The organism is Paramylibacter kogurei, assembly GCF_002742285.1.
GTDB classification, from domain to species: Bacteria; Pseudomonadota; Alphaproteobacteria; order Rhodobacterales; family Rhodobacteraceae; genus Amylibacter; species Amylibacter kogurei.
Map to the genome: position 1 here is coordinate 705806 of NZ_MDGM01000012.1, position 22341 is coordinate 728146.

A 22341-nucleotide genomic window follows, 5' to 3' on the forward strand; every position below is an offset into this window, starting at 1 on the left:
CAAGAACAGGAGAGTACCATGCGTGGAACCGTGTTAATTGGTGGAATTTTGGTTGTTGCGAGTGCGATGGGCGCTGGGCTTTGGTATTCGCAAAACTATGCCTATTACAAAACGGTGGATGGTGTCACGTCCGTGACCGCATATGGCGATGAATTTCCTGTCAGCGATTATCGCGGCATTGATGCGGACACGTCACCATTGAAAATGCGCGCCTGTTTTAATGTGGATTGGGATTATTTCCCAACGGATGAATTCAAGGATGTGGCAACACCGCTGACCGCGCCACGTTGGTTTGATTGTTTTGATGCAAAACAAATCGCAACGGATATCGCCGATGATAATGCGACAACGATCCTGTCGGATGAAAACCAACCCTTTGGGTTTAACACCTATATCGCGCAATATCCCGATGGGCGCGCGTTTATGTGGCGCCAGATTAATGAATGTGGCCATGCGGTGTTTGATGGGCAGGATCTGCCCGAAGGTTGCCCCGATCCAAATGCGCCAAAACCCATTCCAACTTCACCCAGTGATGTGAATATCGCATTAACCCCGATCAGTGGTAGCGCAGAAACAATCGCCATATCCGATGCAATGGGCGTTGCGGCGGGGGATGATTTTTGGGCCTGTTTCACGGTTGATCTGAGTTTTGCTTTTTTAAGCGAAACTTATGAAATCGTCGAAGAGGTTTCGCCAACACCGACTGATCTGTCTTGCTTTGACGCAGATACCGTTGCCAGTGATGTGCATACAGGTGGTGCGCTTGCGGTCATGGGACAGAAAAACATCACACCGGGCGTTGATCGTCTGGTTGCAATTTACGAAGATGGACGTGCCTTTGCATGGCATCAGAAAGCGGCAGAATAAACATGGCTGATTTACTACTTGAACTTTTCTCCGAGGAAATTCCTGCGCGTATGCAACGCAAGGCTGGCGATGATCTGAAAAAGCTTGTCACCGATGCGCTGGTTGATGCGGGCATCACCTATGCCAGTGCGGCTGCGTTTAGCACGCCGCGTCGTTTGACATTGACCATTGATGGATTGCTCAAGGAATCCCCAAATACCCGCGAAGAACGCAAAGGCCCGCGCACCGATGCGCCTGAAAAAGCATTGGATGGATTTCTGCGCGCCACAGGTTTGAACAAGGATCAATTGGAAACCCGTGACGATAAAAAGGGTCAGGTGTATTTCGCCGTGATCGAAAAAACTGGTCGCCCTGCATCCGACATCATCGCCGAAATCGTGCCAAATGTGATCCGCAATTTCCCATGGCCAAAATCTATGCGCTGGGGTGCGGGCAATCTGCGCTGGGTGCGCCCATTGCATTCGATTTTATGCGTCCTGTCCGATGATGACGGGAACGAGGTCGTTTCATTTGATGTCGATGGCATTGAATCGTCGAATTTGACCGCAGGGCATCGTTTTCACGCGCCACAATGGTTTAGCGTGAATAATTTTGAAAACTACCGCGCAGAGCTGAAAAAATCATATGTGATTTTGGACCCAGTGGAACGGGGCGAACATATCTGGGAAGATGCGAAAAACATGGCATTCGCCCAAGGTTTGGAATTGGTCGAAGATGCGGGTTTGCTGGCAGAGGTATCTGGCCTGGTTGAATGGCCCGTTGTGTTGATGGGCGATATTGCCGATGATTTCAAAGACTTACCACCAGAGGTTTTGATCACCTCGATGAAAGAGCATCAGAAATTTTTCAGTGTGAAAAACCCAAAAAAGGGTCGGATTGAAAAATTCGTCACCGTGGCCAACCGTGAAACCGCAGATCAGGGTGCAACGATTTTGGCAGGGAATCAAAAGGTTTTGTTTGCGCGCCTGTCGGATGCGAAATTTTTCTGGGAAAATGATTTGCGTGTGTCCATGGATGACATGGCTGCGAAATTGTCCAATGTAACATTCCACAATAAATTGGGCACACAGTCCGAACGCATTGAGCGCATCGCAGCGTTGGCGGGTGAACTTGCACCCATCGTTGGCGCGGATAAAGATGCCGCGATCAAAGCGGCACAAATCGCCAAGGCGGATTTGTCGTCCGAAATGGTATACGAATTTCCCGAACTGCAAGGTGTCATGGGGCGTTATTATGCGCTGGCCGCAGGGCAGGGCGCGGATATCGCCGATGCTTGCGTTGAACATTATTCACCCCTTGGTCCAAATGATGATGTGCCAACTTCGCCTGTGTCCGTATCCGTGGCCCTTGCCGATAAGATCGACACGTTAACGGGTTTCTGGGCGATTGATGAAAAACCAACAGGCAGCAAAGACCCATTCGCCCTGCGCCGCGCAGCCTTGGGTGTTATTCGTTTAGTGCTGGAAAATGATGTGCGGGTGAATTTGGGGAAAATTTTCGAATGGGGATTGATCGCACACAGATCGCCGCGACCTAACCCAAAGGATGAGGATGATTATACTGGATTGGATAAGGATATGAACCTCCTCTCCTTCTTCCACGACCGTCTAAAGGTGTTCCTGCGCGACAAGGGGATCAGCCACGATATTATCGACGCTTGTCTGGCGATGCCAAACAATGATGATTTTGTGTTGTTGGTCAAACGTGCCGAGGCGTTGCAAGCATTTATCAAAACCGATGACGGTGAAAACCTGTTGCAAGGGTTCAAACGCGCCAACAACATCCTGACCGCAGAAGAGAAAAAAGATGGGGTTTCATACGAGCTCGACCCCGATCTGAAATTTGCCGAGGATGACGCCGAACGCGAACTGTTCGCCGCCTTGGACACGGCGGCCAAATCCATCGCACCTGCGATCAAGTCTGAAGATTTCGCCGCCGCGATGCAGGGCATGGCCACATTGCGCACACCGATTGATGCGTTCTTTACAGCCGTGCAAGTGAACAGCGAAAATCAGATGGTGCGGCGCAATCGTTTGTGTCTTTTGAATCGGATTCGCAATGTCATGGCACAGGTCGCGGATTTCACCCTGATTGAAGGGTGACGCCACGTCATGGGGTGGCGCAATACCATTATGGCGCCACTTCGCCCAATTGAACAAACTAAAATCGCGCAATTGCCCCCATCGTGCCCAAATTTGGTCTTGATTCTAGGTGAAATAGAAAGGGATCAAGCGAGGGTTTAACACCCGGGGGTGGGTAGACTGCTTGGTCAATTCGCGAGGTTTCATACAGCGCGGAACACAAGTGTCCCTAGCCTTGTCCCAGGCTACACATGGTTAGGCGCAATTGATGGCAAATCGCCACAGTTGCGCTTAACTTTTTCTGGCTCCTTGCATATCTGCCCGAATGGGGCGTAACGTGATTGTCAGAGGATTAATCATGGACGGTAGCGCACAAAAATACCCAGATTGCATTGCATTGCTGCCCGGTGCGGATGTTCCATGTGAACTTTACGGCGCACGTGCAGCATCGATTGTGGATCTGATGGCGGCGGATTTGCCTGTGCCAAAAGCATGGGCGTTTTCCGTTGAAACCGTGCGCAAATTTGCCCGTTCCGATTTTAGTGCTGAATTCCCAATGACCGATGCGGTGCGTGCGGGGCGATTGTTATCCGTGCGTGCCAGCGCCCAAGATCGCGCATGGGGTGGGCCTGAAACATTGTTAAACATCGGCATGAATGCGGATTTGCGCGATGTATTGGCCAAACCACTGGGCGAAAATCGCGCTGATGCGCTGTATTTTCGATTTATTCAGGATTACGCGGTCAAGGTTGGCCGTCTTGACGCCGAGGATTTCGAAATCATCCTTGAACGCTGCACGCGTGCAGGTGTGCCCAATTTCGGTGCCGCCGTGCAACAATCATTAGCATTTTTTGAGGATGAAACCGATAGCGCATTTCCATCCGACCCCGAATTACAATTGCGCCAAGCATTGCGATCATTGGCCGTGGCATGGGGTGGCACCAGTGCCAAAATCCTGCGTGGTGCATTGGGTGCACCCAGCGATGCAGGGTTGGGTTTGATTGTCCAAGAAATGGTTCTGGGCGTTGGGCGCGGTGAATTTGGATCGGGCATTGCGCAATTTGTATCCGTTGGCACAGGCGAAAAAACCGCATTTGGGCGGTATCTGAGCCAGAGCCAAGGGCGCGATGCGATGGAAGACACGCAAAAGGCACAGTTTTTGGCCAAGGATCCACGCGGCCCATCATTGGAAGAAATCTATCCAGAGGCATTTGCGCGATTGCAAGAATTGGCCGAATATGCCCGCAAGGCATTTTGCGATGATATGCAATTGGAATTCACAATCGAGGATGGCGCGGTTTGGTTGCTTGATGCGATCCCCGCCGAACGCACGGGGCGCGGTGCGGTGACAATGGCGGTACGCTTGGCAACAGATGGGTTGATTACCCGCCAAGCTGCATTGCAAACCATCAGCCCCAAATCACTAAACGAAATTCTGCACCCCCAGATCAGCGCGAAAGCCGTACGCGATCGCATTGCAAATGGTATCGGCGCAAGCCCGGGTGCCGCAACAGGGCGCATGGTGTTTAGCGCCACCGCCGCCCAAGCATCAGAGGCGCGCGGCGAAGCCTGTATATTAGTGCGCGTTGAAACCACGCCCGATGATATTCGCGGGATGCATTCGGCCAATGGCATTTTGACAGAACGCGGTGGCATCACCAGCCACGCCGCCGTGGTGGCGCGTGGCATGGGATTGCCCTGTGTTGTGGGGGCCGCGGACATTGATATTGATACACGTGCGCGCAAAGTCACCCTGAAGGGGGGCGAAGTTCTGGGCGAGGGCGATGTGATCACATTGGAAGGGGGCACTGGCGATGTTTTGCGCGGTGCACCCGATCTGGTACAGCCCGAATTGGGTGGCGCATTTCAAACATTCATGTCTTGGGCCGATGAATTTCGCAAATTGGGTGTGCGCGGCAATGCCGACACGCCCGAAGATTTCCGCATGGCACAGGCATTTGGCGTGGATGGCATTGGATTGGTGCGCACCGAACATATGTTTTTCGACGAGGGCCGATTAACGGTGATGCGCGAATTGATTTTCGCCGATAGCGATAATGACCGCCAAGCGGCGCTGAACCTGTTGTTGCCGATGCAGCGCGACGATTTCATCGAAATGTTTACGATAATGGGCGAATTGCCGGTTTGTATCCGCCTGCTTGATCCACCGCTGCACGAATTTTTGCCAAGTACACGCGAAGAAATGCAATCGCTGGCCGAAAGCATGGGATTGCCATTGTCCAAGGTGATGACGCGCATTGATGATCTGACCGAATTTAACCCAATGTTGGGCACACGCGGTGTGCGGCTTGGGATTACTGCGCCCGAAATTTACGAAATGCAGGCGCGCGGCATATTCGAAGCCGTCGCCAAGGTGCAAAACGCCAAAGGCATATCAATCAAACCCGAAATCATGATCCCGCTGGTCTCGGCCAAACGCGAGGTCGAATTGGTGAAATCACGCGTTGATGCCGTGGCATCGGCGGTGCAAGTGGAATTGAATACCAAGCTGGATTACGCCATTGGCGTGATGGTGGAAACACCGCGTGCAGCGTTGCGTGCAGGCGACATTGCCCAAAATACGGCGTTCATGAGCTTTGGCACAAATGATCTGACACAAATGACATATGGGTTAAGCCGCGATGACGCCGGACGGTTCATGCGTGATTATGTTGCGCTTGGTGTTTTCCCAGAAGATCCGTTTCACAGTATGGATATTGATGGTGTGGGCGAGCTGATCCAGATTGCTGTGGATCGTGCGAATGCGGTGAACCCAGATATCAAAATGGGGCTGTGTGGGGAACATGGCGGGGATTCTGCATCGGTCGCTTTTTGTCACGAAGCAGGGCTAGATTACGTTTCTTGCTCGCCATTTCGCACACCTATAGCGCGACTTGCCGCTGCGCAAGCTGCATTAAATGTGCCTAAAAATTAGGCAATTTATTTAGACGGTTTTGCTTAACTGCCTCTGAGACAACAAAATTTTCGATGGTGCGGCATTTACGCAGCCCTGCTATGCGTCGAAAATTCTAGACAAGACCCCCTGTGACCCTTTAAAGCCTGCCCGAAATAGAGCAAAACAATGGGATCTGTTCCTCATGGTCACGCGAGTTTCTAAATTTTTGACGTCTGCAATGTGCGGCGCAATACTAAGTCTGTCCGCTGAATCTGCCTTCGCAGAGCAAGCGGCGGAAATCGATGCAGATGTCACACGCATTTTGGCGGATGAACGCATCGTTCTGCGATCTGTACGCAAAAATGATGTCATCATTATGACGCGTGTGGATGAATTGCAGCCAAAATCAAAACCAAAGAATTTGCCAAAAGCGTCTAGCTTGCAACCTGTGGCCGCAAAAACCGTGCCCAGCAAATCGCAACTTGCCGCGATGCCCGTCGCATCTGGCAATGCGGAATGGGCCTGTTTGACCGAAGCATTATATTTCGAAGCACGTGGTGAAACGGTAAAGGGTATGTTTGCCGTGGCAGAGGTGATTATCAATCGCCGCGCATCAAAACGTTTCCCTAATTCCGTTTGTGGTGTGATCAGCCAAGGTTCGCATCGCAAAAACGCATGTCAGTTTTCGTATAAATGCGATGGTCATGCCGAAGTGTATCACGAACCACGCGCATACAACATGGTTGGCAAGATCGCCAAAATCGCATTGTCACGCAAAGCGAGCCCATTAACCAAGGGTGCCACTTTTTATCATGCGAAATCTGTGAACCCAAAATGGTCACGCGCGTTTTCACGCACAGCCCAAATTGGCGCACATTATTTTTATCGCGGCGGCTGATAAATCTTAATCTGCTAAATTTTGCGTCAGGTAGTAGCCACCACAAGGTTGGCTGGTGCGGCGTGAATATCCGATGCCATTCCCGATTTTACGAATACGCGGGTGCATAATGTTTTGTTTATGCCCTGGCGATTTCACCCATAATGCCACCATGCGCGTGGCAAGGCTGGCATAGCTGTGTTGGGGAATGGGGGATTTTGAATCATGAAAAACATAGGCACAAGATTGGCTGTTACGCGCAATAAACGGGGTGCGCCCATAATTTAGCCGCGCATCCAGCCCGACATTTTCCGCCATCACCTTGGCCTTGATGCCTTCTTTGCGATAACGCGGTTTAAGCGAGCCATAGTGGCGGGCCTTGTTGCCACCTGTGCGTGCCATTTTACGGCTATGATCGGCGGCGGCTTGGCGTAATCCGTGAATTTCTTTGAGCTTGGGTTTCCCTGCGCGACACCGGTAATAATTGGTGACCTTGGTCGCGGCAGATGAAAACAGTTTTTGGTTCAACCGATCTGGGCTGATGACTTGCATTTCTTGTTTGGTGAATTTTGGTTTGCTACAACCCATTGCATGGGCCGATGTTGCGCCCATTGTTGCCATTGCCACTGCGTAAATAATGAATTTGCGCATTTCCCCGTTTACCCCGTTTTACGAACCCGTTCACACCTAATATAATTCTGTTTTACCAAAACTTATGTCGTTTTTATGGCATGTTTCCTTGCGAGGGCTGTTATTTCCTGACAAAGAACCTATCTGAAAGATAGAAAGCGACGCCATGACCAATGAAACAACATTAGCATTCGAATTGCCAGAGGCACGCGCGGCCGCAACCAGCGGAAATGCGCCATTGGATCGTATTGCGGTGCGTGATTACACCACAGAAGTGGAAATCGGTGCGTTTCAGGCCGAACGCGGTGTGACCCAGCGTATTCGATTTAATGTGGTGCTAGAGGTTTCATCAAGTGCCGCGGCCAAATTCGACGATGTGGATCAGGTGTTGTCATATGACACAATCACAGAGGCGATTCAGGATCAATTGGCGTTTGAACGCCTAAACCTGTTGGAAACGCTGGCGGAACGTATTGCCGAACAGGTGTTGGTGAACCCGCGCGCCGTGCGTATTTTTGTGCGTATCGAAAAGCTGGATCGCATTCCTGGATCGTTGGGTGTTGAAATCGTGCGCACACGTGGGGATGGTGAAAACCTCCACCCCATTGATACGCCCGCGGCCCAAGAGGTGAGCATTGTGCATCCCTTGGTGGTGTTTTTGCCAAATACAGTTTTGCATGGGGCAGGGTTGCCCGCATGGCTTGATGCCATTGCCGCGCATGAATTGCCCGCAATTATCTGTGTGGAACAGGCGCTTGAAACCGCGCCACAGGCAGATGTGGATGCGGCAAACAATCGTATCGCGTTATTGTCGATCGAACAAAACGCATGGGTTTTGGCAGGCAAAGATAAACGCTGCGTGGTGGTGGACAGCCGCACCGAAATGGATTGGGCGATTAAAAACGGGCAACTATCCGTCTGGGCGCCATCGAAAATGGTGTTGGATGCGGTGCGTAAACCAAAGGTGGGCGCGGATCAACCGCTTGCACTCGCGCAGTGGTTCGCAGCGGAATTTAGCGCCGATCATGTCAGTGTGTTGCAGGGTTTTGATGGCGCGATTGCCAATGAACGCCTGCAAATCGTTGACACAGCCACCGATTTGTAGGATTCCATCAACAGGTTTATTTAAGGTAACTTGTTGATGCAATATTTCAGACCCATCGCGCAAACGGATGCGGCGCGGCCACGCGATGCGTTATCTCTTGCGGGTGGTTCGGTTTGGTTTTCCCATTGCGAGGTTTTATCGCGCGGTGCTGTACCCCAAATAATCCCTGTTTCAGAATTACCAGATGATGTGAAAACGCGCCTGTCGTCCCCACGTGCAGCGATTGCAAATATCGCAATGGATAAACCCGCGATCATGGGCGTGTTGAACGTGACCCCAGATAGCTTTTCTGATGGTGGGCAACATGACGATCGGCTTGGCGCGATATCACGTGCGATGCAGATGATCGGGCAGGGTGCCGATATTATCGACGTTGGCGGTGAATCCACGCGCCCCGGTGCCGATTTTGTGGATAACTCCGAAGAAATCAACCGCACCATCCCCGTGATTGCGGGGCTGAAACTTGCCAAAATTCCCGCACCCATTTCGATTGATACCCGCAAGGCAGAGGTGGCCAGTGCCGCAATTGATGCAGGGGCAGTTCTGTTTAATGACGTAACCGCGCTCAGCTTTGATCCAGACAGCATCGCGCTGGCAGGGGATAAAAAGCCGTTTGTTTGTTTGATGCACGCAAGCGGTGACCCCAAAACAATGCAGGACAATCCGCAATATGATAACGTGTTGTTGGATGTTTATGATTACCTGTCAACACGTGTTGATGCATGCATCGCGGCGGGTGTACCACGTGAAAATATCATTGTTGATCCGGGCATCGGATTTGGCAAAACCCGCGCGCATAACGTTGCGCTGATTAACGGATTATCGTTATTTCACGGGCTGGGTTGCCCTGTATTGCTCGGCGTTTCACGCAAACGTTTCATCGGTGAAATCACTGGTGAGCAAGACGCCGCCAAGCGCGCGGTTGGGTCTGTTGCGGTGGCGTTAAACGGGTTATCACAGGGTGTACAGATTATCCGCTGTCACGATGTAACCGAACATAAACAAGCGTTCGATATGTGGAACGCAATGAACCAAGGATCAAACACATGAGCCGTAAATATTTTGGAACCGATGGTGTGCGTGGGCGTGCAAATACCCACCCGATGACGGCAGAAATGGCCATGCGTTTGGGGGCGGCTGCGGGGCGCTATTTTCGCAAAGATCAAAAAGAGCACCGCGTCGTCATCGGCAAGGATACGCGCCGTTCCAGCTATATGATCGAAAACGCATTGATGGCAGGGTTCATGTCCACGGGGATGAATGTTTTCCCGCTTGGCCCTGTGCCAACGCCCGCTGTTGGGATGTTAACCCGTTCCATGCGCGCCGATGTTGGCGTGATGATTTCCGCATCGCACAATCCACATCATGACAATGGCATCAAATTTTTCGGCCCCGATGGATATAAACTATCCGATGAGGCGGAACTGGAAATCGAAGCCTTGATTGATGGTGATATCGAATTGGCACAGCCCCAAAACATTGGCCGCGCGCGGCGCATTGATGATGGGCTTGGCCGTTATATGGAATTTGCCAAAACGGCCTTTGCCGGTGAAAAGCTTCTTCATGGGATGAAGGTAGTGATCGATTGCGCCAACGGAGCGGCGTATAAGGCCGCACCCGCCGTGTTGTGGGAATTGGGCGCAGATGTGATCGAAATGGGTGTGACCCCTGATGGTTTTAACATTAACGAAGGCGTTGGTTCCACCGTGCCCACCGCCGCCGCCGCACGGGTGATTTCAGAGGGTGCCGATGTTGGCATCTGTCTGGATGGTGATGCGGATCGTGTGATCTTGATTGATGAAAAAGGCCAAGTCGCCGATGGCGATCAATTGATGGGTCTGATTGCCACGCAATGGGCCGGCAAGGGCCGTTTGGCGAAAAACACCCTTGTCGCGACGGTCATGTCCAACATGGGGCTGGAGCGCCATTTAAATGGGCTGAACATCGATCTGGTGCGCACAGGCGTTGGCGATCGCTATGTGGTGCAAGAAATGCGCGCAAATGGGTATAACCTTGGCGGAGAGCAATCAGGGCATATCGTGATGACGGATTACGTCACCACGGGTGATGGGCTGATTGCGGGTCTGCAATTTTTAAGCTCGATGGTGGAAACGGGGCAAAAGGCCAGCCAATTGGCCAATGTTTTCGAACCCATGCCACAGATGTTGGAAAACGTACGCTACGGCGAAGGCAAAACACCATTGGATGCGCAATCTGTCAAAGATGCGATCAAAGACGGCGAAACACGTCTGGCATCCAACGGGCGCCTGTTAATCCGCAAATCAGGCACAGAACCATTGGTGCGCGTCATGGGCGAATGCGAGGATGAGGCATTGTTAAACGACGTGGTGATGGGTATCGCGGCGGCGGTGAAAGGTGCGGCGTGATATAGATGCTGAGTGTGGTAAATGTACATAAAAACAGCATGTTAATACATGTAGTTGCAGGGTTGTTTGCACTTTTATATGCGTGGTCTATTTCACAGTCAGCATATGTCAAAACGGGGATACAGTTTATCAGCCCCTTATTGGTTATAATCACAGTGCATTTGATTTGGCTGGCATTTTGCGATGAATTGAAACGCGGGTTTTCAATGATTGTTTTGACGCGTTGTGCACAAACTGCAATTGTTCTCGCGATTGTCGTGGCGATATCCAGCGTTATCACACCAACACCAGCACAGGCAAATGCTGGGGAATTGATTGCTGCAGTTTTGGGGGTGTTGTTCTGTCTTGCGGTTTTGGCGGCATTGGTCGCAATTCTCGCGTTCGCAATTCTTCTGATCTTTAAGCTGGGGCGCGTTATTTTACGCAAATTGCGCGGATCAAACGATGATGGATCACAGACGCGTTTTTATGATGTGGCATCGATGATCTTGGTGATGACTGTTTTAGGGATCGCCAGCCTTGAAGGGGTGACAAATGCATTCTCATTTGCAACGCGAAATAGCACCACTGCAACAAGGTTGATTAATGCACCTGTTGAACAGGTTTGGGATACGATGGAAACGGCAACCTCGCCACAGTTTGCACTGCCAAAGTTTTTGCAGATATTTCCCCAACCTGTTGATGTGGTGATTGACCAAGGCACAAGTTTAGGCGCGTTAAGACAGGTGGCATTTCGGGGGCGCGAAGGGGCAGGTGACTTAACTCTGCGTGTTGTCAACCGAACGGATGATCGTGCGGTTTTCGCCGTTTTGTCCGATACCAGCCCAATTGCAAATTGGGTATCGCATCGGTTTATCACGTATCATGTTAATCCCGTGCCAAATGGAACCGTTTTAAATGTAACTTTGGAATTTGATCGCGAATTAGCACCAAGTTGGTTTTTCACGCCTTTAACCAATGTTGCAGGGTATTTTGCGATGGACGTTCTTGCGCGCGATGTCAAAATTCGTAGCGAAAACCGGTTGTGATGCGAGAACGAACACCCCAAGAATTGGTCGCAAGCGAGCGGGTGTTTCCAGCTGAAAATACAAACGCAGTTGATGGTGTTATTCGGATTTCTCCAGCCAAAACTCTTTGGATTTTTGGCCATGGTTTGGTTGGTATCGCAGGGATATTTATTTACCCGCAGGTAGGTGCGTTTTTGGTTTTTCTGCTATTAAGTGCGGTCACAATTTGTGCGGGACACAGTGTGGGGATGCATCGCTTATTAATTCATCGCAGCTTTGCCACGCCGCGTTGGGTTGAATATATTTTGGTTTGGCTGGGTGTTTTGGTGGGAATGGCTGGGCCCTTTGGGATGATCCGCCTTCATGATTTGCGTGACTGGCATCAACGCCAAACCCATTGCCCGCCGCATCCTTCGCATGATGCTGTTTTTTGGCGTGATGCGTGGTGGCAGCTTTGCTGTTATTTTGATTTGCGCAATCCGCCAGAAATAATCATTGAAAACAACGTATTAAAAGATCGTTTTTATCGTTTTTTGGAACGTACGTGGATGGTACAGCAAGTCCCATTGGCAATATTGCTGTATCTGTTTGGTGGTTGGGCTTGGGTGTGCTGGGGGATAAGTTTGCGAATTTTTATCTCACTTACGGGCCATTGGATGGTTGGGCATTATGCACATAAACAGGGTGAACAAGGATGGCGCATAGATGGCGTTGCTGTGCAGGGGTATAATCTACCACGACTTGGGCTGATAACCTTTGGTGAAAACTGGCATGGCAATCATCATGCATTTCCCCATTCTGCAAAATTGGGATTGGAACAAGGTCAGATTGACCCAGGGTTTTGGTTGATATCAGTTTTGCATTTCTTGGGGTTAGCATCCAAAGTAAAAACACCTGACAGCGAACCACCAAGAGCGGGGTTGCAGCCGTGTGAAGGTAGCAAACAAATGCACCAAACCTTGTGGCATAGCAATTAGCGCGTACCGATTTGATCCATTGAAACGCTGATCCCAAACAGACGTTCGGCGTTTTTATATGCGATCTTTTCGGCGATTTCGCGGGGGAGCTTGGCCAGCCATGCGCGGTTGGAATCTATGATGCCATCGTAATTGTCCCACTGGCTATTCACCCAAGTGTCGCTGCCAATCATCAAACGATCCGAAAAGGCCATGATGATTCTTTCCCATGCGGGGTTCAGTTTATCGCCATGCCCCAAAATTGCGTGTTCGCGCAGCGATGTATCCGCAACGAGCGCGGGGAAATCATCCATTAACGCATAAACATCACGTGCATTTTCACCAAGCCCCGCATGCGCCCAGATAATTTTCACATCTTTGTCCAAGCTATAAAGCCAACGCACGGGTTCAGTGCCTGAATGCACATGAAGATAGATATCGCGTTCCTTGGCCATGCGGATGACTTCGCGAAACAGTGGTTCGTCGGTTTGATCCAAGCGGTGGATGTGAAATTCACCGATGCCTTGGTGGGTGTAATCCGCAAGCCGTTTTTTAAGATATTTTGTCATCCCCTCGGTCTTGGCCCAATTGGATGATCCTGCTTCGCCGTGATAGGGGCGCAATTCTGGTACGATGCGATTTGGCGCATATTCCCACAACATGATTGTGCCCTGATCGGGGGTGGATGATACCAAACCCATTGCCACGCCGTTGCGATCCATCAATTCGACAATTGATTTCACGGGGTAATCTGCCCATGCAGGTTGTTTGTAATGGATATGAGCATCAAACAGCGGCAAATCGTGAACGCCATCACCAATGGGTGCGTGATTGCCATCTGCCAATGCCAGAGCGCTGGTAAATGCCATATGGATGCAAAAAGAGGCGATGGAAGGGGCGGTGATTTTCATAATGGATGCCTTGCTGCCAGATGTGGTTGGTTTAGGTTAGCTTGGGCATATTATCCTGTCTAGAAAAACACCGCTAATCGCGCCGCAAGATCCCCATGACGGTGAACCATTGGCTGATCAACAGCCCGATTAGGATCAGGCCAAGGGCTGCGATGAATTGGCTGGGCAATGCCTCGCCAAGCAAGAGCACACCAAAAAGCACGGCCCACATGGGGACTTGGTAATTCACAAGGCTCAAAAAACTTGGGCCTGCCGTGTTGATCACAAAGACCAACATCAATGTCGCCAATGCGGTTGGGAAAATACCAAGGTAGATTGTACCAAGCAATGCGGATGTGCTGGGCATATCTGGCCAGCCTTCGACATACAGCGCAACAGGGAGCAACATCAGCGTGCCAACCAACAGGCCAGCGGCGCTAAATGAAATGGTGGGCACAGGGGGGCAGAGGCGCGTATTCATCGCACCAATTGCATAACATATGGCCGCACCAATACAGGCCATGCGCGCAATGGGTTCCATTGATGCACCCGAGTTGGCCAACAGGCTGGCAGGGCCAATCAGAACAACCACGCCAATAAACCCAACGGCAAAGCCGATGAATTTGCGCAGGTTCATTTGTTCCCCTGCAATCAAGAAATGCGCCAGTGGCAGGATCAACAGCGGCACAACCGCCATTGTGATCCCTGCAAAACCGCTGGTGACATAAAGCTGTCCCCAGTTGAGCAAGGTAAAGGGCAGGGCGTTGGTAAACAAACCCATCGCCAGAATATGCAACCAGATACGTTTATCAACGGGCGTTGAAAATCCCGGCAATCGCCCGCCACGCATGGCGTTGATCACCAGTAAAAACACCGCCGCAATCAACAAACGCATTGCCGCCACGCTTAATGGACCAAAACTCGCCAATGCCAGCTTTGCCCCCATGAATGATCCACCCCAGATGATGCCAAGGATAAAGAGCAATGCCCATGCGGATTTAGTTGGTTGAGTCATTGGCACACCTTAGGGGAATTGAGTGAAATAGAAATATGAAAACTTGCGCATTTGGCGCGCGTTACGACATTTTTTGTGATCAGCCCAAAAACAAATTTTGATTAAAAAAGGCCGCCCCAGCGGATGGGGCGACCATGAAAAATTTAAACCTGATTTTGGTTTAGTTCTTTTCTTTGTCGACCATTTTGCCTGCAGAAATCCAAGGCATCATTGCACGCAATTTTGCGCCAACTTGTTCGATTTGGTGTTCGTCATTGGCACGACGTGATGCTTTGATTGTTGGCTGACCAACAGCATTTTCAAGCATAAAGTCACGCACGAATTTACCTTGTTGGATGTCTGACAATACGTCTTTCATCGCCTTTTTCGTTTGCTCGTATGGCAAGATGCGCGGGCCTGTTACGTATTGACCATATTCCGCAGTGTTGGAAATTGAATAATCCATGTTTGCGATGCCGCCTTCATAGATCAAATCAACGATCAATTTTGTTTCGTGCAGACATTCGAAATAAGCCATTTCAGGTTCGTAACCTGCTTCGACCAATGTTTCGAAACCACAACGGATCAATTCAACGATACCGCCACACAGAACCGCTTGTTCACCAAACAGGTCTGTTTCGCATTCTTCGCGGAAATTGGTTTCGATGATGCCTGAACGACCGCCACCAATCGCAGAACAATATGACAGGCCGATTTCTTGGGCTTTGCCAGATGCGTCTGTGTCAACCGCGATCAAACATGGAACGCCGCCACCTTTGGTATATTCGCCGCGCACGGTGTGGCCTGGGCCTTTTGGTGCCATCATGATGACGTCAACGCCTTCTTTTGGCTCGATCAGGCCGAAATGTACGTTCAAACCGTGGGCAAATGCGATTGCAGCACCTGGTTTGATATTGTCGTGGACGTATTTTTTATATGTTTCTGCCTGCAATTCGTCGGGCATTGTGAACATGATCACGTCACACCATGCGGCCGCTTCAGCGATGCCCATGGTTTTCAGGCCTTCGGCCTCTGCTTTTTTGATGGATGATGATCCTTCGCGCAGGGCAACAACCACGTTTTTCGCGCCACTGTCGCGCAGGTTCAACGCATGTGCGTGGCCTTGGCTACCGTAGCCCAGAATAGCAACTTTAAGGTCTTTGATCAGGTTCACATCGCAATCGCGATCGTAATATACACGCATGATTTTCTCCGTATGTCATGTTTGGTGTTCGTCTGGGCCATGTATAATCACGGGCTTGCGAAAGATGCCATCGCATATTGAAAAAAATATCGCGATTTTGTAAAAGTTATTCGTGATTTAACTAATTGGCGAAAAATTCATGCAACAATTGGACGATCTGGACAGGCGGATTTTGCGAATCTTGCAAGATGACGCAAATATATCATCGGCAGAGCTGGCCAAACGGGCAGGGGCAAGTGCGCCATCCTGCTGGCGCCGTGTGGAACGGATGCAGGCCGATGGCGTGATTTTGGACAAGCGCGTGGAAATTGACGCCAAGGCACTTGGCTTCGCGGTCGAGGTATCATTGCGCATCACATTGGATAAAACCCAATCAAATGCATTTGATATTTTCATTGCCGCCGCACGCGATGTGCCAGAGGTAAGCGAAATTCAAACATTTCTGGGTCGTGTGGATGTGCGGTTAACCGTGCTGGCGCGCGATATGCCCCATTACCAAGAAATATATCGCAATCGTATCCTTGCGTTGCCGCACATTGCGGATATCGAGGCATTGATGCTGGTCGCCGATGTAATGAAATCGGAAAGGTTGCCGATATGATCGAACTGGATGATACGGATCGTGCGTTGTTGCGTGCGATGCAGGGTGATGGGAATCTAAGCGCCGCGGGTTTGGCAAAGAAAATCGGCCTATCGCAACCCGCCACTTGGCGGCGGATCAAACGGCTGGAAGATGCAAATGTGATCTTGGGGCGGCATTTGGTGTTGGACAAAGAAAAGCTGGGCTTTGGTGTGACGGTGTTTTTGGGCATTAAACTTGCAACCAAGGGGCGCGTAGGGTTGGCCGATTTTGAACGTGCGGTGGCGGCAATCCCAGAGGTGCAATTGGTGCAACACGTGCTGGGGCTATATGATTATCGGCTCAAGGTCGTTGCGCGTGATCTGTCAGATTTTGAACGGGTGCTGCGCCGTCGCATCATGACATTACCAAGTGTCGGCAATGTGGAAGCAAACGTGCTCTTGTCCGAAGAAAAACGCCCGCTTGCGCTCTAGGGGGTTCAATCGCATTATTTTTTGCCCTAGTGATAGGCCAACATATATCGGAGACCCCCATGAGCGATTTCAAATCCAAAGTAGACCCAAACGGCCACCAAGAATTTTCGGTGGTGTTTACCGATCGTAGCCTCAATCACATGAGCGCGGCGTTTCAGGGGGTAATGAACGATATTTCATCCACCCTGCGCGAGGTTTACAATGCAACCCATATCGCATTGGTCCCAGGGGGTGGAACATACGCGATGGAATCCGTCGCACGCCAGTTTGCGCAAAATGAAAACGTGATGGTGATCCGCAACGGCTGGTTTTCATACCGCTGGACCCAGATTTTCGAGGCGGGCAATATACCCGCATCTGAAACCGTGATGAAGGCCACACAGGTTGGCAACACACCAACATCACCATTCGCACCCGCACCGATTGCCGAAGTCATCGCAAAGGTAAAGGCAGAAAAACCAGCCGTTGTGTTTGCCGCCCATGTTGAAACCGCATCGGGGATGATTTTGCCAGATGCCTATATTCGCGATTTGGCGGCGGCGGTGCATGAACATGGTGGTTTGTTCGTGCTTGATTGTATCGCATCGGGCTGTGTCTGGGTTGATATGGTGGAAAACGGTGTTGATGTATTGATTTCCGCGCCACAAAAGGGGTGGTCGGGTTCGCCATCCGCTGGCATGGTTATGATGAATGATCGCGCCTATGCGCGGATGCAGGAAACAACATCCAACAGTTTTGCCGCCGATTTGAAAAAATGGACATCCATTATGGAGGCATATGAAAACGGCGGCCATGCCTATCATGCGACAATGCCAACGGATGCGCTGCGCGGTTTGCGCGATTTGATGAATGAGAGCCGTGAAATCGGGTTCGATAAACTGAAATCCGCACAGATTGAATTGGGCGACAAGGTGCGTGCCACCTTGAAAAATCGCGGTGTGCAATCGGTGGCCGCCGATGGGTTTGGTGCACCGGGTGTGGTGGTGAGCTTTGCCACGGATGCTGACGTGCAATCGGGCAAAAAATTCGCCGCGATCGGGGTGCAGATTGCCGCGGGCGTACCATTACAAGTGGGCGAGCCTGAAACATATGCCAGTTTCCGCCTCGGCCTGTTTGGGTTGGATAAATTGCTGGATGTGGATGGCACGGTTGCACGGCTGAACGCTGCTCTTGATCAGGTTCTTTAATCCGTCCCAAGCCCCGTTTTCATCAATGTTTGGCGCAGGGGTGTTACATGATGTAATGCCTGCAACCCCTTTAGGCGTAACGATTTTAGCGTATCGTGATCCGTCATGGATGCACGGTTTAACATATCCACACCCTTGATCCGCCGCGCCATATCGGGGTGGCGGATGGATTGATATTGATCCAACATTTCAGCGCTGCCAAAGGTATCGCGATGATCCATGCACAGGGTCAGCAATGTTTCAATATCGGCCAAGCTCATATTCAAACCCTGCGCCCCGATGGGCGGGATGACATGGGCGGCCTCTGCGATTAATGCACTGCGCTGCCCAATCAAATGATCCGCTTGTTGTGTAATAATCGGCCAGATCGCACGGCGGCTGGCAAGGGTCAGTTTGCCCAAGACATCACAGGATCGATCCTGTGCGGCGGCGGTGAATTCGGCATCGTTCAATGCGGCAAGGGCACTGGCATTCGCACCTGTTTCCATCCAAACAATAGATGAATAATGTGCGCCATCCAAATCGGGCATCGGCACGGTGGTAAACGGCCCGCCTGATCGGTGAATTTCGGTGGAAATATCATCATGGGGCTGGCTGTGTTTGACGACAAAAACCAATGCCTTTTGCCCATAACGTTTGGTTTGCGCATTGATACCCAGCGCTTCGCGCACAAACGAATTGCGCCCATCCGCGCCGATCAATAATCGCGCTGATACCTGATCGCCATTATCCAAATTCACCAGCGCATGATCATTGCGCGTGGTCACACGACGCAGCGCCGTTTGGGGAATAAATCGCACGTTTTCAAGGGCTTCGATGCGGTTCAGCATTTCGCGGCGTAACAACCAATTGGGCAGGTTCCAACCAAATGGTTCATCGGAAATTTCCGATGCATCAAAATCGGCAAGTTTTCGAATTTCATTTTCCACACCACCTGCATCGGCCAAACGCATGATTTGCAACGGTGCAGCATACCGTTCCAAATGCGCCCAAATGCCTGCATCGCGCAACGTATTGCGGGCGGGTTGCAAAAACGCAGTGCTGCGCAAATCAGCGCCATCCGCATTGGCATCAGTAATCACAGGGGCGGGATCAACACAGATCACATCAAACCCCGCCGTGCCAAAGGCACAGGCCGCGGCCAAACCCGCGACACCGCCGCCCGAAATTAAGATATCAGTGTGAATACGTGACATGGTGCAATCATAGGCGCAATCATTCAGGCGCGAAACCCTGCGGTATGCAGGCGCGACAGAAAGACCGACAAATCGGTATCGCGAAAATCGATGTAATGGGCATCATCATGCGCACCGATATGAACGGTGGTGACACCCCAAGTTTTGGGGATTTCCAGATTGCGTGCCTCGTCTTCGAAAAAGGCGGATGTTTTGGCATTCACCTTGGCCTTTTCAAACACCATTTCAAACGCATCGGCGCGGGGTTTGGGAATGTAATTTGCATCCTCGACCCCGTAAATTTCATCAAACGCGTTGGTGATCCCACGTGCGGCACAGACACGTTCGGCGTGATTTCGCGACCCGTTGGTATAAATGATCTTGCGTCCTGGCAAATCCGCAATGCGGTTTTGCAATTGTTCATCGGATTCCAGATGATCAAGGTTGATATCATGCACCTGTTGCATGAAATCCTCTGGTTCAATCGCGTAATGTTTCATCAACCCCGCAAGCGTGGTGCCGTATTTCACCCAATAATCGCGGCGCAATGCATTGGCGGTTTTTGTATCAATCGCCAATGTTTCGGTCATGTATTGCACCATCAAGGTTTCAATCTGATCAAATAGCGCGGCCTGTGGCGGATAAAGCGTGTTATCCAGATCAAAAATCCAAGTGTCGATATGTGAAAAAGCCTGTTGCATTTCATAAGGTTAACCGCAGTATACGCACAGGTACAGGGGAAAAGATGACGAACGCAGATGAATGGCAAGGTCAAGTTGGACAGGTCTGGGCGCGACAGGTTTTCGCGCTTGATCGCATGCTATCGGAATTTGGCGATATTGGTATTGCCGCACTTGGTGATCTGAACGGGCGGTGCGTGTTGGATCTGGGTTGTGGTGCGGGGCAGAGCAGTGCGAAATTGGCCGCTGCTGGTGCGCAAGTGACAGGCATCGATATTTCCCCTGATCTGATCAAAGCAGCGCAGGCACGTGGCATTGATGGTGCAAGGTTTTTGCACGGCGATGCGGGGCAGGCGGATATGGGCGGGCCATATGATGCGCTTTATTCGCGATTTGGTTGTATGTTTTTTGATGATCCTGTGGGCGCATTTTCGCATTTGCGTAGGCAGGTTGGTGCGGAGTGTGATTTATCGCTGATTGTTTGGGGGCCATTGGCGCAAAATGATTGGGCGCGCGTGCCGTTTTCATTGTGCAAAGATTTGTTTCCAGAAACACCCGCGGCACCCGCGCCCAAGGTTGGGCCATTTGCATGGGGAAATCCCGATGAATTTGCACCGATTTTGGCCGAAGCAGGATGGCGCGATGTGACATGGGCGGCGCATCAATCACGCGTGATTTGTGCGCTTGGTGATGGTGATGGGCTGGAGATGGGCGTGCAGTTTTGCATGACCATTGGCGCATTGGCGGGACGCCTAAAAGGCACACCCAAGGATTTTCGCGCAAAAATTGCCGATCGTTTGCGCACAGGCTTGGTGTCATATCTGCGCGATGATAAGGTGCAATTTGACGCGTGCATTTGGCATATCAAAGGAAAATCATGACAAACCCATCCCAGAAAATCCAACAGGCACAGCAATTGTTGCGCGAAGCGCGTGGTGAACTTGGCACCGCAATCAAATCGGAGCGCAGCCGTAAACGTGGCGAGCTGAACCGATTGGCGCATCTGGCCACTTCGATGCTGGGTGAAAGCAATTTGTTCTTTTCCCAATCAGGGCAGGATCGTTTGGTGGACAGCTTGCTGGGCGGCAAAACGGGTGGCGTGTTTGTGGATATTGGCGGGTATGATGGGGTGACGGGATCGAACACCTTGTTTTTTGAAATGTTTCGCAAATGGTCGGGCATCGTGGTTGAACCATCGCCAACGCAGTTACGATTGGCGAATGCTGCGCGAAATGTGCCGGTGTTGGGCTTTGCCGTGGCAGGGCAATCAGGACAGGCCGAATTTTTAGAAGTGACCAGCGGTTACACCCAGATGAGCGGGTTTTTGGACAGTTATGATGCCAAACTGTTGGAAAAAGTGCGTGCCAATCCCAAACATCGCGAGGTTTTGCATAAGCTGGATAAAAAAACACTGGGTGAAATTTTGGGTGATCAAGATATCACAAAGGTGGATTTTTTATCGCTGGATGTCGAAGGCGGGGAAATGGGGATTTTAGAAAGTTTCGATTTTAATGCGTTCGATGTGGATATCTGGACCATCGAAAACAATACGCAATCCAGCGATTTACCCAATTTTATGCGATCAAAGGGCTATAATCTGGTGGAATTTGCGGGTGTAGACGACATTTTTCGCAAAATCAGATGATGCGTGACATTGGGTGGTTTTTTGTTAGTCTGCCCCAAATTTAAACGGGGCGGGTATGACGGATCGCAAAGAAAACAAAGACGCGTATGAAATGATCATCAAGGCGATTGATCTGGGCGTTTATGGCCCAGGGGATCGTTTGGTGGAATCCGAATTGGCGGATCGTTTTGGTGTGTCACGCACGCCTGTGCGCGAAGCATTGCAACGTTTGGAAATTGAATCGTTTTTATCGCGTGATGGGCGGTCATTGATTGTGGCGTCACTCGATCATACGCAATTGGGCGAGCTTTATTCTGTGCGTGCTGAATTGGAAGGCTTGGCGGCATATTTGGCCGCGCAACACGCCGCACCCGAAGAAATTCGCGTATTATACGATATGATCGAAAAGGATCGCGAGATTGTTGATGATCCGAAAAAATTGTCACGTGCGAACCGTCGGTTTCACAATCAGTTGCATTTGGCATCGCATAATCGGTTTTTAATCAAACAGTTACACCAAGTGCACCGCACCATGGCATTGCTGGCCAGTACAACATTATCCGCCGATGGGCGCGGGCCGATGGCGCTGGATGAACATCGAGCAATCGTTGATGCGATTAGCGCAGGGGACGGCGCGGGTGCGCGTGCTGCGTTGAAAAAACATCTCTCCTATGCGTTTGAAACCCGTTTGAAATTGGATGCAGGCGAGGTCAAAAGCATCATTTGAT

21 protein-coding genes are annotated in these 22341 nt (G+C 50.9%); 15 read left to right on the top strand and 6 right to left on the bottom strand.

Annotated features, from left to right (window positions below):
• Positions 1 to 18 precede the first annotated feature (18 nt).
• From BFP76_RS08965 to BFP76_RS08980, 4 genes are all read left to right on the top strand, one after another.
• Positions 19 to 867, top strand: a complete 849-nt coding sequence (locus BFP76_RS08965) for a DUF6446 family protein (protein WP_099592910.1) — start codon at positions 19 to 21, stop codon at positions 865 to 867.
• A 2-nt stretch (positions 868 to 869) separates the two neighbouring features.
• Entirely contained in the window at positions 870 to 2969 is a 2100-nt protein-coding gene (gene glyS / locus BFP76_RS08970; RefSeq protein WP_099592912.1) for a glycine--tRNA ligase subunit beta, read from the top strand.
• A gap of 337 nt (positions 2970 to 3306) precedes the next feature.
• Complete coding sequence (gene ppdK / locus BFP76_RS08975) at positions 3307 to 5883, top strand: pyruvate, phosphate dikinase (protein ID WP_099592914.1); 2577 nt, start codon at positions 3307 to 3309, stop codon at positions 5881 to 5883.
• Between the two features lie 199 nt (positions 5884 to 6082).
• Positions 6083 to 6742: a cell wall hydrolase gene (locus BFP76_RS08980; RefSeq protein ID WP_240514009.1), complete on the top strand. Its 660-nt coding sequence runs from the start codon at positions 6083 to 6085 to the stop codon at positions 6740 to 6742.
• Positions 6743 to 6748: 6 nt separating this feature from the next.
• Here the strand turns inward: BFP76_RS08980 and BFP76_RS08985 are convergent, their stop codons facing one another.
• Positions 6749 to 7372, bottom strand: a complete 624-nt coding sequence (locus BFP76_RS08985; RefSeq protein WP_099592916.1) for a CAP domain-containing protein — start codon at positions 7370 to 7372, stop codon at positions 6749 to 6751.
• 145 nt (positions 7373 to 7517) lie between these two features.
• Here BFP76_RS08985 and BFP76_RS08990 point away from each other — a divergent pair, with 145 nt between their 5' ends.
• The 5 genes from BFP76_RS08990 (at position 7518) to BFP76_RS09010 (ending at position 12827) form a co-directional block, all read left to right on the top strand.
• Positions 7518 to 8456 (top strand): dihydroneopterin aldolase, encoded by a 939-nt coding sequence (locus BFP76_RS08990; protein ID WP_099592918.1) that lies wholly within the window; start codon positions 7518 to 7520, stop codon positions 8454 to 8456.
• 36 nt (positions 8457 to 8492) lie between these two features.
• Entirely contained in the window at positions 8493 to 9506 is a 1014-nt protein-coding gene (gene folP / locus BFP76_RS08995; protein ID WP_099592920.1) for a dihydropteroate synthase, read from the top strand.
• Positions 9503 to 10843 carry a phosphoglucosamine mutase gene (gene glmM / locus BFP76_RS09000; protein ID WP_099592922.1) on the top strand — a complete coding sequence of 447 codons (1341 nt, stop codon included), beginning with the start codon at positions 9503 to 9505 and terminating at the stop codon, positions 10841 to 10843. The genes folP and glmM overlap by 4 nt, the downstream gene beginning before the upstream one ends.
• 155 nt (positions 10844 to 10998) lie before the next feature.
• Entirely contained in the window at positions 10999 to 11871 is an 873-nt protein-coding gene (locus BFP76_RS09005) for an SRPBCC family protein (RefSeq protein WP_165775693.1), read from the top strand.
• Positions 11871 to 12827 (top strand): acyl-CoA desaturase, encoded by a 957-nt coding sequence (locus BFP76_RS09010; protein ID WP_099592926.1) that lies wholly within the window; start codon positions 11871 to 11873, stop codon positions 12825 to 12827. Before BFP76_RS09005 ends, BFP76_RS09010 begins: the two co-directional genes overlap by 1 nt.
• Here the strand turns inward: BFP76_RS09010 and BFP76_RS09015 are convergent.
• The 3 genes from BFP76_RS09015 to ilvC form a co-directional block, all read right to left on the bottom strand.
• A complete protein-coding gene (locus BFP76_RS09015) occupies positions 12824 to 13717 on the bottom strand; it encodes an amidohydrolase family protein (protein WP_240514010.1) in 894 nt (297 codons plus the stop codon). The two genes, BFP76_RS09010 and BFP76_RS09015, sit on opposite strands and share 4 nt — an antisense overlap.
• Positions 13718 to 13790: 73 nt before the next feature.
• Complete coding sequence (locus tag BFP76_RS09020) at positions 13791 to 14711, bottom strand: DMT family transporter (RefSeq protein ID WP_099592928.1); 921 nt, start codon at positions 14709 to 14711, stop codon at positions 13791 to 13793.
• Between the two features lie 160 nt (positions 14712 to 14871).
• A complete protein-coding gene (ilvC, locus tag BFP76_RS09025; protein ID WP_099592930.1) occupies positions 14872 to 15894 on the bottom strand; it encodes a ketol-acid reductoisomerase in 1023 nt (340 codons plus the stop codon).
• Positions 15895 to 16033: 139 nt separating this feature from the next.
• On the opposite strand from ilvC, the gene BFP76_RS09030 reads away from it, so the two are divergent.
• The 3 genes from BFP76_RS09030 to BFP76_RS09040 are packed head-to-tail and all read left to right on the top strand — an operon-like array spanning position 16034 to position 18134.
• On the top strand, positions 16034 to 16495 hold the full coding sequence (locus BFP76_RS09030) for an Lrp/AsnC family transcriptional regulator (RefSeq protein ID WP_099592932.1): 462 nt from the start codon (positions 16034 to 16036) through the stop codon (positions 16493 to 16495).
• Positions 16492 to 16947 (top strand): Lrp/AsnC family transcriptional regulator, encoded by a 456-nt coding sequence (locus BFP76_RS09035; protein ID WP_099592934.1) that lies wholly within the window; start codon positions 16492 to 16494, stop codon positions 16945 to 16947. The genes BFP76_RS09030 and BFP76_RS09035 overlap by 4 nt, the downstream gene beginning before the upstream one ends.
• A gap of 59 nt (positions 16948 to 17006) precedes the next feature.
• Positions 17007 to 18134, top strand: a complete 1128-nt coding sequence (locus tag BFP76_RS09040; RefSeq protein ID WP_099592936.1) for an aminotransferase class V-fold PLP-dependent enzyme — start codon at positions 17007 to 17009, stop codon at positions 18132 to 18134.
• On the opposite strand, the gene BFP76_RS09045 is transcribed toward BFP76_RS09040, so the two are convergent.
• Positions 18131 to 19330, bottom strand: coding sequence for a UbiH/UbiF family hydroxylase (locus BFP76_RS09045; RefSeq protein WP_099592938.1), 1200 nt, complete (start codon positions 19328 to 19330; stop codon positions 18131 to 18133). The genes BFP76_RS09040 and BFP76_RS09045 overlap by 4 nt on opposite strands.
• Before the next feature lie 23 nt (positions 19331 to 19353).
• The gene (locus tag BFP76_RS09050) at positions 19354 to 20010 is read right to left on the bottom strand and encodes a pyrimidine 5'-nucleotidase (protein ID WP_099592940.1); all 657 of its coding nucleotides are present in this window, start codon (positions 20008 to 20010) and stop codon (positions 19354 to 19356) included.
• Positions 20011 to 20054: 44 nt separating this feature from the next.
• Here BFP76_RS09050 and BFP76_RS09055 point away from each other — a divergent pair, with 44 nt between their 5' ends.
• Genes BFP76_RS09055 through BFP76_RS09065 form a run of 3 tightly spaced genes read left to right on the top strand, consistent with a single transcriptional unit; the run spans position 20055 to position 22340 of the window.
• A complete protein-coding gene (locus BFP76_RS09055; RefSeq protein WP_099592942.1) occupies positions 20055 to 20870 on the top strand; it encodes a class I SAM-dependent methyltransferase in 816 nt (271 codons plus the stop codon).
• Positions 20867 to 21634 (top strand): FkbM family methyltransferase, encoded by a 768-nt coding sequence (locus BFP76_RS09060; RefSeq protein ID WP_099592944.1) that lies wholly within the window; start codon positions 20867 to 20869, stop codon positions 21632 to 21634. The genes BFP76_RS09055 and BFP76_RS09060 overlap by 4 nt, the downstream gene beginning before the upstream one ends.
• 55 nt (positions 21635 to 21689) lie before the next feature.
• Positions 21690 to 22340: a GntR family transcriptional regulator gene (locus tag BFP76_RS09065; protein WP_099592946.1), complete on the top strand. Its 651-nt coding sequence runs from the start codon at positions 21690 to 21692 to the stop codon at positions 22338 to 22340.
• Position 22341: the final 1 nt, after the last annotated feature.